Genomic DNA, 13,090 nt, shown 5'->3' on the forward strand with positions numbered 1-13,090 from the left:
GGGCCACCGGATCAGTCATCATTCAAAAGAATGGCACCGCTCGTCACGACGCGTTCGCCGGCGGAAAGCCCTTTGAGCACACGGACACTGTCGCCCTCGTCATAGCTGATGACGATGTCGCGACGCTGGAATGTCCGCGGCGCAACTTCGACGAAAACGGACACCTGATCGTTGTTCATCAGGAGTGCGGTCTTGGGGATGATGATATCATTGCCCTGCGGGACATTCAGCGTCGCATCCACGAACATGCCTGGGCGCAGGGCACCATCGGTGTTCGGGCAGGCGATATAGGCATTCACCCGACGCGTATCGGTATGGAGTGCAGGATCGAAGCTGACGACACGTCCGGAGCAGGTTCGCCCCGGGAATTCATCGAAGCGAACCGAGAGCACATTGTCGTTGTTGATCTGCGCCAGGTTGTCCTGCGGAATGGCGGCTGCAATCCAGACTTCGGACAGGTCGAGAACCGTCATCTGTATCGCAGTCGGGTCGGTGATGTTCTCGCCTGGTGCCATGGTCGTCATGGACACAACACCATCTACCGGCGAGATGAGCGGGGCCTGTCCCTGGGACGAATAGCCCGGACGTGCGCCCAGAACCTGAAGCCTGCGCTGTGTTCGCTCGGCTTCCGCCTGAGCCTGTGCCAGATCATTGCGGGCGGATTCCAAATCCTTAACGGCATTACCGCCGATCGCCTGAACGCCCTGGGCGCGGATATAGGCCCGGCGTGCGAAATCAAGGGCCGCGCGGGCACGGGTATCATCGGCCCAGGCCTGATCCAGATCGCCGGCGGCAATCGTCGCGAGGACCTGTCCGCGATGGACCTTCTGGCCCAGATGGACCGAAACACCGGTGATCCGCCCGGTGACGGGCGCGTAGACATTCACCTGCCGGTCGGGTTCCGTCATGATCTGTGCAGGAAGCACGAGACCATGACCGCGGGAAACGCTGGCAACCTCCTGGATGATCAGGCGTTTCTCAAGCGGGCTACCTTCGCGCACGACAAGGTGCCCCTGCGACTGCGTCACCATGGGGGACTCGACCGCTGCAACGGGTGAATGCGGGGTTCGGAACCGCAGGACGATAAAGAAAAGGATGGCCAGGCATAGCAGGCCTATGGCCAGCGCGCCGACGCGTGGAACGCGCATGCTAATAGAAAACCCCGTAACTCTGTCAGAACAGACGACCCGTTTCGTCCGGAACGTCTGAAAAATGATATATCGGCCACCAGTCAGACATTTTCATGGCAGACGGCCTGACCATACCCATGGCAGCACGACAGATGTCACATAAGGAAATGACGGGACTTTTGCACTTCCCGAATGATCTCATTGCAAAAGTTTTATGAGACTGCCACAAAAATGAAAAAAAGCGGCCCCTCTTTAAGAGGGGCCGCTTTTCTCAATACCCGTATCCTGACCTGAGAATCAGAAGCGGTATTCGATACCAGCACCGACGACGGTCGGGTCAAGGGAATCATGAGCCGTAATCTTTGTGGTCTCGGCATTGTTCTGCGCCCAGGCATGGACCCGCATGAACATCTGCTTCACGTCAAAATTGAAGAACCAGTTGCCAACGACCTGGTAGTCGAAACCGACATTGACGGACGGGCCACCGGTTACGCCGAGGTTCAGTTTCTGGGTCAGAGGGCCGCCTGCGGGAGAAACGTTGTGGAACCAGGCCAGCGTGGCGCCGACACCCACATACGGATTGAAACGCTTGTGAGGACGGAAATGCCAGGCGAACGTGACCGTCGGCGGCAGAACCCAGGCGCTGCCGACATCGACCTTACCCAGACCCGGAACGCCTTCAGCAGCGATTTCGTGACGGGTGCTGGCCGCAATTAGGTCCACAGATACATTGTCCGTGAAGAAATATTCAAACGTCAGTTCCGGCATGACCTGACGCGTCGTCTTTACGCGGCCACCAAGATGGGCGCCGTTCAGGGACAGGCTGCTGTCACGGTCTTCCGGCAAGACGCCGAGAGCGGACAGACGGACAATGAAATCGCCCTTGCCGAGGCCGATACGTGTATTGGCGCAGGTCTGGAACAAGCCGCAGTGCCCCGATGCAGGAGCATGGATGTTTACGGAAGGCACTGGAGCTGCTGTCATGGGGGCGCTGACCATGACTTGCGGCGCGGCAGGAGCGGCGGCGGGGGTCGTTTGGGCAAATGCCGGAGTGGCAACGGCACCAACTGCGGCAGCCAGCGCGAAAGCGTTAAATTTCATCTGGATGTTCCATCAACATTTGTTGAGCCTCACAAAGCACTCCTCCCCACCCATCACCTTGACCTGAATCAAGTCTGGTAAATTATGTGGTAGTGTGGCTGAAAGTCTTCAGGCTGAGGTCAGCACAACGCAAACGGGGTTCATCATGTCAGCGTCACATAGTGCAGAGGATGTCCATGATCGATGCGCCCATTGCGTGGGGCGGCGTCTGAGTATCTGCAACAGCATTGATGACTGTGACCTGGCCATTCTTGCCAATGAATCTTCCCGCATGACAGTCGCGGACGGCCGTTCCTTTATCGAGGAAGGCGAACCGGCCAATGATTTCTTTGTCGTGACCGGCGGGCGGGTCAAGCTCTTTACCCTTCTTCCAGATGGCCGGCGCCAGATCACCGGCTTTGCGGAAGGCGGGGACTTCCTGGGACTTGCCGCTTCCACCAGCTATGCCTTCGGGGCCGAGGCTCTTGGCGGCGCCACGCTCTGCCGCTTCCCACATGCAGGCATGCAGCGCCTGACCGAACGGTTCCCCAGCCTCGAACACCGCCTGCGCGAGGAAGCTTCCCGCGAACTGGCCCTGATGCAGGCCCGCATGACGCTTCTGGGACGCAAGACGGCCCGTGAGCGCGTGGCCACATTCCTGATCGAACGTTGCTCCCATCTGGACCGGCCGGACCCATCCCACACGATCGAACTCGATCTGCCGATGCCACGCACTGATATTGCGGATTATCTTGGACTCACTATTGAGACAGTCAGCCGGATCCTAAGCGCATTCAAAAAAGAGAAACTCATCAATATTAGAAGCATTACCCATATCAAATTACTGGACCCAGAACGGATATCGATGATTGCCGAGGGTATGGAATAGGTCTTTTCAGAAACAGCCACATTCCCGCCATCAGGGCGTGCTCTATTTTATTGATCTGTTTACAGGAGATTTTATGAACTTCCCTCTCTTTTCCCGCTCGATGCTTGCTGTAGGACTAATTGCCAGCGCGGTTTCCCTCGCGCCGCAGGCTCATGCAGCAGACAGCACGACCTCGAGCACCTGCCAGCAGAATGGTCAGACCGGTGTCCTCGGTCGTCTGGCACAGCGGGAAGACTGCCTGAACAGCAAGGTTCAGAACTATCAAAAGCAGTCCCAGGACGCGCAGGCCGCTCGTGAAAAGCGGATTCAGGACCTGAAGGACAAGTACACGAACGCCCCGGCCAACCAGAAGGCTCGCCTGCAGAAACAGATCAGCAGCGAACAGTCCAAGCTGACCAACTTGCGTGACCAGCAGACCCAGCGCCTGCAGCAACTCAAGAATGCGCCGCAGGAACAGCGCGACCGTGTCAACGCCCTCGGCAACAAGACGCGCAGCGACGTGAACAACTTCCTAAACGGCGGTCTCTAATCTGCTCGCTCCGGCCCTTCTGACGGGGCCGGATTTTCATGGCCTTAAAGGGTCCTGAACGCCTGAAGGGCACGGTCCCGCCCGTCCTTCAGATCGACGATGGGGCGGGGATAGTTTCTCCCAAGAACGACGCCCCCCCTTCGCAGATCCTCGTCTCCCGTTGCCCAGGGCTCGAACAACGCCTTGCCGGAAAGACGGCGTAGCTCGGGAACCCACTGACGGATATAATCGCCGTCCGGGTCAAACTTCTCGGCCTGTCGCGTGGGATTGAAAACCCGGAAGAACGGCGTGGCTTCAATGCCCGTGCCGGCTACCCATTGCCAGTTCATGGCATTGTTCGCGAAATCCGCATCCACAAGCGTATCGCGGAACCAGGCTTCCCCTTCCTTCCAGTCGATCAGCAGATGCTTCGTCAGAAAAGACCCTACGATCATGCGCGCCCTGTTATGCATCCAGCCGGTCTGCCAGAGCTGACGCATTCCGGCATCCACGATGGGCACTCCCGTCTGCCCGCGCTGCCAGGCTTTCAGATCGGCCAAACTCTTCCGCCATTGCATTCCGGAAAACTTGGGGTTCAGGTTTTCAAACGGCAGTTTCGGCAGGTGATACAGCGTGTAACGGGCGAATTCCCTCCAGCCGAGTTCAGACAGGAAAATCCGCGGTCCCTCCCTATGTGCACCGTGCTTCTGAAGCGAGGCCCAAACCTGCCGAGGCGATACTGCACCGGAGGCGAGATAGGGCGACAGGCGGGACGTTCCTTCCTCCGCCACCCGGTCCCGGCCTTTAGGATAGCCCGCGACGGAATTCTTTAGAAAATCTTCAAGATGCTCCTGCCCTTCGGCCTCGCCCGTCTCCCAGGCTTTGCGAAAACCTACCGCCCAGTCCGGCGCCTGCGGACAGAGGCTTCCCTCGTTCAGTCGGGCATCGGACAGGACAGAGTCCGGCACGGCATGGAACGACAGACGGGACGGCGTTTCGAGCGGTTCGGAAACTGCATGGGTCTGAAGCGCTTTCCAGAACGACCCGCAGACCTTGTAGAATCCGCCCTGTTTCGTCTGCACGCTCTCCGGATCGACCAGAACCGTGCCCCATTGCGCGTGAACCTCAGATCCCTGCTCTTCCAGCGCCTGCCGGATGCGATCATCCAGCGCCCGCTCGCGTTCATGCAAACGATGATGCCAGTGAACAGAGGCCGCATCCGTCTGTTTCGCGAGCTGCGGAAGCAGCTTTTCAGCCGAGCCGGAAAGCGTCAGCAGCGTTCCGCCCTGTTTTTCCAGGTTCCGTCGCAAATCAGCCAGCGCTCCATGAAGCCACCAGCGTGCGGCCGCTCCGAGAGGGTGGAGAGGCGGCGTGACATCATCAAGAATGTAGAGACAGATCAGCGGCCGGCCAGAAGCAGCGGCTTCATGCAGGGCAGGATGGTCTGCCATGCGCAGATCATCTCGAAACCAAACAATGACAGGGCGGTTCTGGGAGCTGGACATGGATCCTCACAGCAGGAGAAAAAATTAGCAAAACGCGTAACGGCGCAGGTCGTTCAGAAAGAGCCCCGTCAGAAGGGTATCAAGTCATTTTCTCGGTCTGAACGGCTCATTACCTGAGAAAAAAATTCCTCTTCCTATTATGAACCATTGTCATTGGATGTCGTTTACAAGGCAAAACGCTCTTTTAGAGGATTTTTACCTATGTCCACCAAGTCCATCGCGCGCGTTGCCCTATCCTTGGCTCTTCTGTCCGGTGCAGGTGTTTCGCTCTCGGCCTGCAATACCGTTCATGGCGCCGGTCAGGACGTGAGTTCGATCGGGCATGACGTTTCTCGCGGGGCCAATGCCACACAAAACGCCATTCAGCGTAACATCCCTGCTTCCCGAAATTGAGCCTCTTCTCCGGGTTATTAGACAAGCCGCCAGATCTTCGGATCTGGCGGCTTTTTCGTATCGGTCCAACAGACCGGATCTGTCCTCACTGGAGTGCGAACGTATTTTTGCTTGTCATTCCCGTTCGGACGGTTCCATAGTTCTTCTAGAACACAGACGTTCTCAGGGCGGGGTGAAATTCCCCACCGGCGGTATTGGCGGTTTTCCCCGCCTCAGCCCGCGAGCGCCTTCCGGATTTCGGTCAGGAAGGGACAAGCAGATCCGGTGAGACTCCGGAGCCGACGGTTATAGTCCGGATGGAAGAGAACGCAGCACTTGTCCGGTCGCGGACAGGTTGGGTACTTGCAGCCCCGCCTGTTTTTCGCTCCGGCTGAGGGCGGCGTGCGCCTTGCGGACGTCCCGATCGTAACGGGACCAGAAGACGCAACTTGCCTGACCAGACCACTCTTTCCGACACCATAGCACTGAGCGCCATACGCGACGGATTTCGTGCAGCCATCTCACAGGCTGTCGAGACCTTCGGGGCCACGGCACCCAACCCGTCAGTAGGGTGTGCGCTGCTGGATGCCGAAGGTCGTATCCTGACAGTCGGGGTTCACCCGCGCGCGGGGCAGCCTCATGCCGAAGCCATGGCTCTGGCGCAGGCCCGCGAGACGGGTGCGCTGGATCAGGCACGAGTGGCTCTTGTCACGCTGGAGCCGTGCAATCACACCGGGCGCACCCCTCCGTGCAGCGAAGCCCTTCGCAACAGCCCGGTTCAGGAAGTCTGGATTGGTGCGGCCGACCCGAACCCGCAGGCCTCCGGCGGAGCCGCCCGGCTGCGCGAAGAGCCCGGTGCAAAACGCGTGATCATGCTGGCGGACCGGCCGGAGATGGCCGATCTGGCACAGGACTGCCAGGCCCTTCTGGCACCTTTCGCAAGCCGCGTTGTCCGGCACCGCCCGTGGATCAGCGTCAAGCAGGCGCTGGACGAACACGGCTCCATGGTGCCGCCGCCGGGGCAGAAAACCTTCACATCTCCGGACTCGCTCGTCCTCGCGCATCGCCTGCGCCGGGCGACGGATGCGATCATCACCGGGATCGGCACCGTTCTGGCAGACCGCCCGCGCTTCACGGTCCGGCATGTCCCGGACCATGAGGGCCGCAAGCCGCGCCTTCTGGTCGTCTGCGACCGCCACGGCCGCCTTCCGGCGGACTGGGTTGCGGAGATGACAGAAAATGGGTTCGAGGTCCTTACCAGTTCCGACCTGCTCTCCGTCCCGGCCCTGCTGGCGGAGCGCGGCGCAAACTGGGCGATGATCGAAGCCGGACCGGCCCTGCTGGCCTCCGTCGCCGAGGCCGGGCTGTGGGACGACTGGCTCACCATTCATAAAACTGCGGCCACTGACCGCATCGATCTGAAATCGCGGGACGAAAGCCCGCTGCGACTGCTGAGGGAAAACGCATGTTCTCTGGAATCATAGAGCGTCTGGGCACAGTCCGCGCCGCCTCCGTCCGCGACAAGGCCATGGACCTGACCGTAGAGACCGGATTCCCCGATCTGGAACTCGGCGAAAGCGTGGCGATCAATGGTGTGTGTCTGACGGTCGAGACTTTCGATTCAGCAGGCGTGGCGACGTTCCATCTCAGCGGCGAGACGCTGTCCCGAACACCGCTGGACCAGCTGAAAACCGGATCGCGCGTCAATCTGGAACGCGCCGTCGCCGCCAGCACGCGCCTTTCAGGCCATATCGTGCAGGGCCATGTGGATGGCGTGGCGACCCTCGCCAGTGTTGAAAAAGCGGGCGATTCCTATGCCCTGCGCGTGTTCGTCCCGCAGGCGCTGCGCCAGTATGTCGTGGAAAAGGGCTCCATCACCTTCGACGGCATCAGCCTGACGGTGAACGATCTGCATGATGACATCACGCGCGGCAATCAGCCCGGTTTTGAAGTCGGCCTGACGATCATCCCGCACACCTGGGAGCACACCAACCTCTCCACGCTGTCGGTCGGAGACCGGATGGATGTGGAAGTCGATGTGCTGTCCAAATATGTCGAGAACCTGCTGCGGTTCTCCCCCAGCCTTGGAAAGGTGGCCTCATGAAGCCGTCCCTGAAAGCCGCCATCGAGGCCATCCGCGCTGGCGGAATGGTCGTCATGGTCGATGACGAAAACCGGGAGAACGAGGGCGATCTGGTCATGGCGGCACAGTTCGCCACGCCGGAAGCCATCAACTTCATGGTTCGTGAGGCGCGCGGCCTGATCTGCCTGCCACTGGAAGCCGAACAGGCGGACCGTCTGGCCCTGCCCCCCATGGTGGCCCGCAACCGCGACCCGCGTGGCACAGCCTTCACGGTTTCGATCGAAGCGGCAACAGGTGTAACGACCGGCATTTCTGCCGCAGACCGCGCCCGCACGATCGTCATCGCCGCCAACCCCGCAGCTAAGCCAGACGACCTCGTCTCGCCGGGGCATATCTTCCCGCTCCGCGCTCATCCCGAAGGCGTGTTGGGCCGCAACGGACACACGGAAGGCTCTATCGACATCGCGCGTCTGGCCGGGCTGGAGCCCGCTGGTGTGATCTGCGAAATCATGGCCGATGACGGCAGCATGATGCGTCTGCCTGAACTGCGGAAATATGCCGCACGCCACAACATGCCCATCGTCAGCATCGCGGATCTTCAGGAGTGGTGTCGCGAGCATGGCCGTGGGCCCGTCGCAGGCCATGACCTGATCTGCACACCTGTTCCAGCTGCGGGCGAAATGGTGGCCGAATCCGCCCTCCCCAGTATTTTCGGCGGTCACGATCTGCGTATTCATGCCTTCCGCGCCGTCGATGGCGTGGAGCATGTCGCGCTGGTGAAGGGCGATCCATCCAAAGGCGTGCCGCTGGTGCGTTTGCATTCGGAATGTGTGACGGGCGATGCGCTCGGCTCCATGCGCTGCGACTGCGGCGCGCAGCTCCGCGAGGCTCTGGAGCGGATTTCGGCATCCGAATCCGGTGTGCTGGTCTATCTGCGGGGCCATGAAGGTCGCGGGATCGGGCTGGCCAACAAGATCCGCGCTTACGAGCTTCAGGATCATGGGATGGATACAGTGGAAGCCAACGAGGCTCTCGGCCTGCCCGCCGATGCCCGCGAATGGGATGCGGCCGCCGACCTGCTGCGGCATCTGGGCGTGAGTTCACTCCGCCTTCTGACGAACAATCCGGACAAGGAATCCAACCTCGTCCGCTTCGGCTTTGACGTGAAATCCAGCGAGCGGCTGGAAATTGAAGCCAATCCTTTCAATCGGGCCTATCTTGCGACCAAACGCACACGGATGGGCCATTTTCTTCAGGAACAGCCGGCATGAGCAAGCATATCCCCGTCGCCCCCGACCTGCGTCTTTCGCCTGCGCCGAAAATGGCCATCGTGGTCAGCCGCTTCAACACGAACATTACGGGCGGCCTGAAAAACGGTTCGCTCGAATGGCTTGAGGAGCGCGGCATCACGGATGTGGACGTTTATGACGCGCCTGGTGCTTTCGAACTGCCGCTTCTGGCCCAGCGTCTGGCGAAGTCCGGAAAATATGAAGGCGTGATTTGCCTTGGCTGCGTCATCAAGGGCGACACCGCGCATTTCGAGTTCATCTCGCTCGGCGCGACCATCGGCATCATGCAGGCCCAGCTTGCCACCGAAGTGCCGATCGCTTTCGGAATCCTCACGACCTACACAGAACAGCAGGCCGTAGATCGCTCCCGCAAGGACGCTGAAAACAAAGGGCGCGAAGCCGCGGCTGCCTGCGTTGAAAGCGTCGCCTTCCTGCGTAACGTTCCCGGCCAGCTCTGACCATATCATGATTCCTGATGGTTTGCGGAATATCTTCCGTAACCATCAGGAACGATCCTCATCGGCTATGAAGGCGTTTCAAACGCTATCCGATTGGGTTCTTTCATATCGATATTGCCGAAGTCCAGACCGCTGAAGGCAAGCTGTACCTCTTCGTTGCCATCGACCGGACAAGCAAATTCGCTGTCACACAACTGGTCGAAAAAGCCGACCGGAATACAGCATGGGAATTCCTTGAATATCTCCTGAGTGTCATTCCTTACCGGATCCATACCATCCTGACCGATAACGGCATCCAGTTCGCCAAACAGCGCCGTAGTCGAAATACGGCCCTGTCGCGTCCCATGCGCTTCGAAGTGATCTGCAAAGCTCACGGGATCAAACACCGTCTGACGAAACCCAATCATCCCTGGACGAACGGTCAGGTTGAACGGATGAACCGGACGATCAGGGAAGCGGCCGTTAAACGCTTCCATTACGACAGCCATGAGCAGTTGAGGGCACGCCTCAATGACTTCATGGCAGCCTATAACTTCGGGCGAAGACTCAAGACCCTGAACGGCCTCACTCCTTACGAATATGTCTGCAAAATCTGGACTTCAGAGCCAGAAAAATTCATCACCAATCCAAACTACCAAAGCACGGGACTAAACAACTAAGCCGTCTCGAAGAAGGATCATCATCAGACAAAACGTAGGTTAAAAAACCGACCGTACTTTACCGTCCCCGATAGACAAATTCTGTTTTTTGACTTCCTGCCTGTTCCACAAGATTGTGAAACGGCGACAGGCTACAGACCGGATCGGTGTTCGCCGCATTTCCTGTCAGGGCCAGGGCCTGACAGCGGCATCCGCCCCAGTCCCGTTCCTTGCGTTCGCAGGAACGGCAGGGCTCGGGCATCCAGTCCGTCCCGCGGAACATGTTGAACAGCGGCGAGATGTTCCAGATTTCGGACAGGGTCACGTCTTTCACATTCGGGAACGAGACATCGGGAATGATCTCGGCCGCATGACACGGCAGCACCCGGCCCGAGGGCGTGACATTCACGAAACGCTGCCCCCACCCCCCCATGCAGGGCTTGGGCCGGTCTGCATGATAGTCCGGCGTCACATAATCGATGGAAAGCCCACCCTTCGCGCGTTCAGCTTCAACGGCACGGGTGGATTCCTCCAACTGCTCTCGGCTGGGAAGAAGCGCATCGCGGTTTTTCAGCCCCCAGCCATAATACTGAGTATGCGCGATCTCGACCCGTCCCGCTCCAAGTTCCCGCGCCAACGCGAACATCTCGGGGATACGGGCGACATTTTCCCTGTGCACCACAAAATTGAGCGTCATCGGAATGCCGGAGGCGCGGATGAGGTGTGCCGCCGCGACCTTGCGGGCCTGCGCGCCCTTGAGACCGCCGATACGCTCGGCTCCCGCCTCTGTCACGTCCTGAAAGGAGAGTTGGATGTGATCCAGCCCTGCCCTGTCAAGGGCTTCCAATTTCGGTTCGTCCAGCAGCACACCGGACGTGATCAGGTTGGAATACAGGTTGAGTCTCCGTGCGACGGAGACCAGTTCGACCAGATCAGGCCGCGCCATGGGCTCGCCGCCGGAGAAATGAACCTGGAGCACCCCAAGCTCGGCCGCTTGCTCCAGTACAGCAGTCCAGGTCGCCGTATCGAGCTCGGCCGCTTTGCGTTCGAGTTCAAGCGGGTTGGAGCAGTAGGGGCAGGAAAGCGGGCATCGATGCGTCAGTTCAGCCAGAAGGCTCATCGGCGGCGAAGGGAGTGTCATATGTGTAGGACGTTCTTTTCTGTCAGTTCAGAAAGAAGCGCGAGGACATCCTTCGCAATGACCTCACGCGGGGCGGAAAACTCGATTGCAAGCTGCTGGATGATGTCGCCGACGCTGCGCTTCCCATCCAGCAGCCGCAGAATATGCGGCGCGGCGCCTTCAACTACAAATGCTTTTTCAGGCGCCTGCACGATCCACACGCCCCGTACGCGATCATGCTGCAGACGATGTCCCCGGGCAAAGGAGAGGGCCGCCCCATCCACCACGACATGCTGGACATCAGTCATGGAACGAAAGCCCCTGGTGGAATGTGACCTTCCACATAGGCATAGTCGAGCGCATCCAGCATTGTCCACAGCACAGAACACTTGAACTCTAGCGCTCCCAGGACTTCTTTCTGCTGTTCTGGCGTACGGGCATTTTCGCGAACATAGGCCAACGCGAAATCGGAATCCCGGGGGGCCTGCGTCAGGCGCGGTGTAAAATAGGCTAGCGTTTTTTCCGACACGAAGTCATAGTGACGCAGCATCCCCGACACGCGCTCGCTGATAATCGTAGGTGAAAACAGTTCCGTCAGCGACGACGCAATGGCCGCCAGAATCGACTGGTCCCGCACGAAGTTCACATAGGCATCGACCGAAAAGCGAGTGGCCGGAAGCAGGCCATCTAAGCTTTCCACATAGTTCCGGTCCAGCCCCAGGCCATTCGTTAGCATCAGCCAGCGCGCGACACCGCCGGTTCCGGGCTCCGTGCCGTCATGGTCTTCGATCCGGCGACGCCATTCGCGGCGAAGCTCTGCCGTCGGCAGGCGTGCGAGAAGCGTGGCATCCTTGGCTGGAATACGAGCCTGATAATAATAGCGGTTCAGTGCCCAGGCTTGAACCTGAGCCTTATCGAGCTTGCCGTCATGCAGCTTGCGATGGAACGGATGTCGGTTGTGGTACCGCTCGGCCCCGATCTGGCGAAGCCGTGCTTCAAGCTGGTCAGGTGTGAGAAGCGTCATGGTGTATCCAGTCTGAAAGTCATGCCGTCTTCCGCAACCGTCCATCCGGTGCGTTCGACTTCTTTACGTTCGGGGCTGTTTTCGAACAGAATTGGGTTGGAGTTGTTGATATGAATCAACACTTTATGTGGTTTTTCGCATGTCGTGAAACATTCGACCGGCCCCCCGGCATCATTCACCGACACATGCCCCATACGCTGCCCGCTCTTGGGGCTCAGTCCGGCGCGGATCATTTCATCATCCCGCCAAAGCGTGCCATCGAAGAAAACAAGATCGGCCGCAGCGACCCGCTCCACGATGGCGGGCGTGATGTGCGCACAGCCGGGAATGAAGAGCAGCGTCTTCTTTCCATCCGTGATGGACAGACCAAGCGTCTCGTCCGGGCGTGAGCCTGCGGCTTCCGCGTAAAGCGGCGCCTTGCCCGGAACAGCGAAGGCCGTGAGCAGAAGACCGGACGGAACTCCGTCCTTGTTCATCAGGGAGGTGGCTTCATCGAGAATAAGCGGGACACGCGGGACGATTTCCGGATCGAGCGCACCGAAGATCGGATTGTCCACAAGCTGCTGAAGTGTCGAGTCGCTGCCCATCAGGGTAAAAGGCTCACGCTCACGCAGGGTTAGAAGCCCGGTTATAGCGTCGATCTCGCCGCAGGTCAGGACGACACTCTGAATGGGCGTGCCACGCAAGCTACCCTGATGATGCAAGGCTGGCGTGTCGATGATCTGTTGGCGCAGATCGGGCGCGGCGTTGAGAATGAACCAGCGTTTTCCGTCGGCGCTGACGGCGATGGAGGCCTGGGTCCGGGCTTTCGCGCCCTGTCGCGTGCGGGCGGCCACACAGCCGGGTGCTGCGGAGTTCCATTGCGGAAACCCGCCCCCTGCCGCCGCGCCGAGCACGATGACATCAATCATTTTATCACAAACCGTCTGACTGGGGCGCCTCAGGGCACCCATGAACGAAAACGGCCGCTCCGTGGGGGAGCGGCCGTGCCATA

Annotated in this window: 14 protein-coding genes, 1 pseudogene and 1 riboswitch; of the genes and pseudogenes, 8 read left to right on the forward strand and 7 right to left on the reverse strand. The window is 59.5% G+C overall.

Annotated features, from left to right (window positions below):
- Window positions 1-11: 11 nt before the first annotated feature.
- On the reverse strand, window positions 12-1,148 hold the full coding sequence (locus IGS75_RS05475) for an efflux RND transporter periplasmic adaptor subunit (RefSeq protein ID WP_202257867.1): 1,137 nt from the start codon (window positions 1,146-1,148) through the stop codon (window positions 12-14).
- A gap of 279 nt (window positions 1,149-1,427) precedes the next feature.
- On the reverse strand, window positions 1,428-2,231 hold the full coding sequence (locus tag IGS75_RS05480) for an OmpW/AlkL family protein (RefSeq protein WP_202257868.1): 804 nt from the start codon (window positions 2,229-2,231) through the stop codon (window positions 1,428-1,430).
- Between the two features lie 271 nt (window positions 2,232-2,502).
- On the opposite strand from IGS75_RS05480, the gene IGS75_RS05485 reads away from it, so the two are divergent.
- Complete coding sequence (locus IGS75_RS05485) at window positions 2,503-3,099, forward strand: Crp/Fnr family transcriptional regulator (RefSeq protein WP_141354253.1); 597 nt, start codon at window positions 2,503-2,505, stop codon at window positions 3,097-3,099.
- A gap of 73 nt (window positions 3,100-3,172) precedes the next feature.
- Entirely contained in the window at window positions 3,173-3,628 is a 456-nt protein-coding gene (locus IGS75_RS05490) for a hypothetical protein (RefSeq protein ID WP_202257869.1), read from the forward strand.
- A gap of 44 nt (window positions 3,629-3,672) precedes the next feature.
- On the opposite strand, the gene IGS75_RS05495 is transcribed toward IGS75_RS05490, so the two are convergent.
- The gene (locus IGS75_RS05495) at window positions 3,673-5,112 is read right to left on the reverse strand and encodes a cryptochrome/photolyase family protein (RefSeq protein ID WP_202257870.1); all 1,440 of its coding nucleotides are present in this window, start codon (window positions 5,110-5,112) and stop codon (window positions 3,673-3,675) included.
- Between the two features lie 201 nt (window positions 5,113-5,313).
- Here IGS75_RS05495 and IGS75_RS05500 point away from each other — a divergent pair, with 201 nt between their 5' ends.
- The 6 genes and pseudogenes from IGS75_RS05500 to IGS75_RS05525 all read left to right on the forward strand — a co-directional run.
- On the forward strand, window positions 5,314-5,505 hold the full coding sequence (locus IGS75_RS05500; protein WP_141354243.1) for an entericidin A/B family lipoprotein: 192 nt from the start codon (window positions 5,314-5,316) through the stop codon (window positions 5,503-5,505).
- A 154-nt stretch (window positions 5,506-5,659) separates the two neighbouring features.
- A riboswitch (FMN riboswitch) is annotated at window positions 5,660-5,817 on the forward strand.
- Window positions 5,818-5,933: 116 nt separating this feature from the next.
- The gene (gene ribD, locus IGS75_RS05505; protein WP_202257871.1) at window positions 5,934-6,968 is read left to right on the forward strand and encodes a bifunctional diaminohydroxyphosphoribosylaminopyrimidine deaminase/5-amino-6-(5-phosphoribosylamino)uracil reductase RibD; all 1,035 of its coding nucleotides are present in this window, start codon (window positions 5,934-5,936) and stop codon (window positions 6,966-6,968) included.
- Complete coding sequence (locus IGS75_RS05510; protein ID WP_099285972.1) at window positions 6,950-7,588, forward strand: riboflavin synthase; 639 nt, start codon at window positions 6,950-6,952, stop codon at window positions 7,586-7,588. The genes ribD and IGS75_RS05510 overlap by 19 nt, the downstream gene beginning before the upstream one ends.
- Window positions 7,585-8,838: a 3,4-dihydroxy-2-butanone-4-phosphate synthase gene (gene ribB / locus IGS75_RS05515; RefSeq protein ID WP_202257872.1), complete on the forward strand. Its 1,254-nt coding sequence runs from the start codon at window positions 7,585-7,587 to the stop codon at window positions 8,836-8,838. Before IGS75_RS05510 ends, ribB begins: the two co-directional genes overlap by 4 nt.
- A complete protein-coding gene (ribH, locus tag IGS75_RS05520; RefSeq protein WP_141354249.1) occupies window positions 8,835-9,314 on the forward strand; it encodes a 6,7-dimethyl-8-ribityllumazine synthase in 480 nt (159 codons plus the stop codon). The genes ribB and ribH overlap by 4 nt, the downstream gene beginning before the upstream one ends.
- Window positions 9,315-9,385: 71 nt before the next feature.
- Window positions 9,386-9,973: pseudogene (locus IGS75_RS05525) on the forward strand (DDE-type integrase/transposase/recombinase); the annotation flags it as partial.
- Window positions 9,974-10,031: 58 nt separating this feature from the next.
- Here the strand turns inward: IGS75_RS05525 and pqqE are convergent.
- Genes pqqE through pqqB form a run of 4 tightly spaced genes read right to left on the reverse strand, consistent with a single transcriptional unit; the run spans window position 10,032 to window position 13,007 of the window.
- The gene (pqqE, locus tag IGS75_RS05530; RefSeq protein ID WP_202257873.1) at window positions 10,032-11,093 is read right to left on the reverse strand and encodes a pyrroloquinoline quinone biosynthesis protein PqqE; all 1,062 of its coding nucleotides are present in this window, start codon (window positions 11,091-11,093) and stop codon (window positions 10,032-10,034) included.
- A complete protein-coding gene (gene pqqD, locus IGS75_RS05535) occupies window positions 11,090-11,380 on the reverse strand; it encodes a pyrroloquinoline quinone biosynthesis peptide chaperone PqqD (RefSeq protein ID WP_202257874.1) in 291 nt (96 codons plus the stop codon). The genes pqqE and pqqD overlap by 4 nt, the downstream gene beginning before the upstream one ends.
- Window positions 11,377-12,096: a pyrroloquinoline-quinone synthase PqqC gene (pqqC, locus tag IGS75_RS05540; protein ID WP_141353291.1), complete on the reverse strand. Its 720-nt coding sequence runs from the start codon at window positions 12,094-12,096 to the stop codon at window positions 11,377-11,379. The genes pqqD and pqqC overlap by 4 nt, the downstream gene beginning before the upstream one ends.
- Window positions 12,093-13,007: a pyrroloquinoline quinone biosynthesis protein PqqB gene (pqqB, locus tag IGS75_RS05545; RefSeq protein ID WP_202257875.1), complete on the reverse strand. Its 915-nt coding sequence runs from the start codon at window positions 13,005-13,007 to the stop codon at window positions 12,093-12,095. Before pqqB ends, pqqC begins: the two co-directional genes overlap by 4 nt.
- Window positions 13,008-13,090 lie beyond the last annotated feature (83 nt).

This window comes from Gluconobacter sphaericus, assembly GCF_016757795.1.
Lineage (GTDB): Bacteria > Pseudomonadota > Alphaproteobacteria > Acetobacterales > Acetobacteraceae > Gluconobacter > Gluconobacter sphaericus.

What these genes read in the sequence shown, in the direction of transcription:
- IGS75_RS05475 (WP_202257867.1), bottom strand. Translation starts at nt 1,148, where the DNA reads ATGCGCGTTCCACGCGTCGGCGCGCTGGCCATAGGCCTGCTATGCCTG.
- IGS75_RS05480 (WP_202257868.1), bottom strand. Translation starts at nt 2,231, where the DNA reads ATGAAATTTAACGCTTTCGCGCTGGCTGCCGCAGTTGGTGCCGTTGCC.
- IGS75_RS05485 (WP_141354253.1), top strand. Translation starts at nt 2,503, where the DNA reads ATGACAGTCGCGGACGGCCGTTCCTTTATCGAGGAAGGCGAACCGGCC.
- IGS75_RS05490 (WP_202257869.1), top strand. Translation starts at nt 3,173, where the DNA reads ATGAACTTCCCTCTCTTTTCCCGCTCGATGCTTGCTGTAGGACTAATT.
- IGS75_RS05495 (WP_202257870.1), bottom strand. Translation starts at nt 5,112, where the DNA reads ATGTCCAGCTCCCAGAACCGCCCTGTCATTGTTTGGTTTCGAGATGAT.
- IGS75_RS05500 (WP_141354243.1), top strand. Translation starts at nt 5,314, where the DNA reads ATGTCCACCAAGTCCATCGCGCGCGTTGCCCTATCCTTGGCTCTTCTG.
- IGS75_RS05510 (WP_099285972.1), top strand. Translation starts at nt 6,950, where the DNA reads ATGTTCTCTGGAATCATAGAGCGTCTGGGCACAGTCCGCGCCGCCTCC.
- ribB (WP_202257872.1), top strand. Translation starts at nt 7,585, where the DNA reads ATGAAGCCGTCCCTGAAAGCCGCCATCGAGGCCATCCGCGCTGGCGGA.
- ribH (WP_141354249.1), top strand. Translation starts at nt 8,835, where the DNA reads ATGAGCAAGCATATCCCCGTCGCCCCCGACCTGCGTCTTTCGCCTGCG.
- pqqE (WP_202257873.1), bottom strand. Translation starts at nt 11,093, where the DNA reads ATGACACTCCCTTCGCCGCCGATGAGCCTTCTGGCTGAACTGACGCAT.
- pqqD (WP_202257874.1), bottom strand. Translation starts at nt 11,380, where the DNA reads ATGACTGATGTCCAGCATGTCGTGGTGGATGGGGCGGCCCTCTCCTTT.
- pqqC (WP_141353291.1), bottom strand. Translation starts at nt 12,096, where the DNA reads ATGACGCTTCTCACACCTGACCAGCTTGAAGCACGGCTTCGCCAGATC.
- pqqB (WP_202257875.1), bottom strand. Translation starts at nt 13,007, where the DNA reads ATGATTGATGTCATCGTGCTCGGCGCGGCGGCAGGGGGCGGGTTTCCG.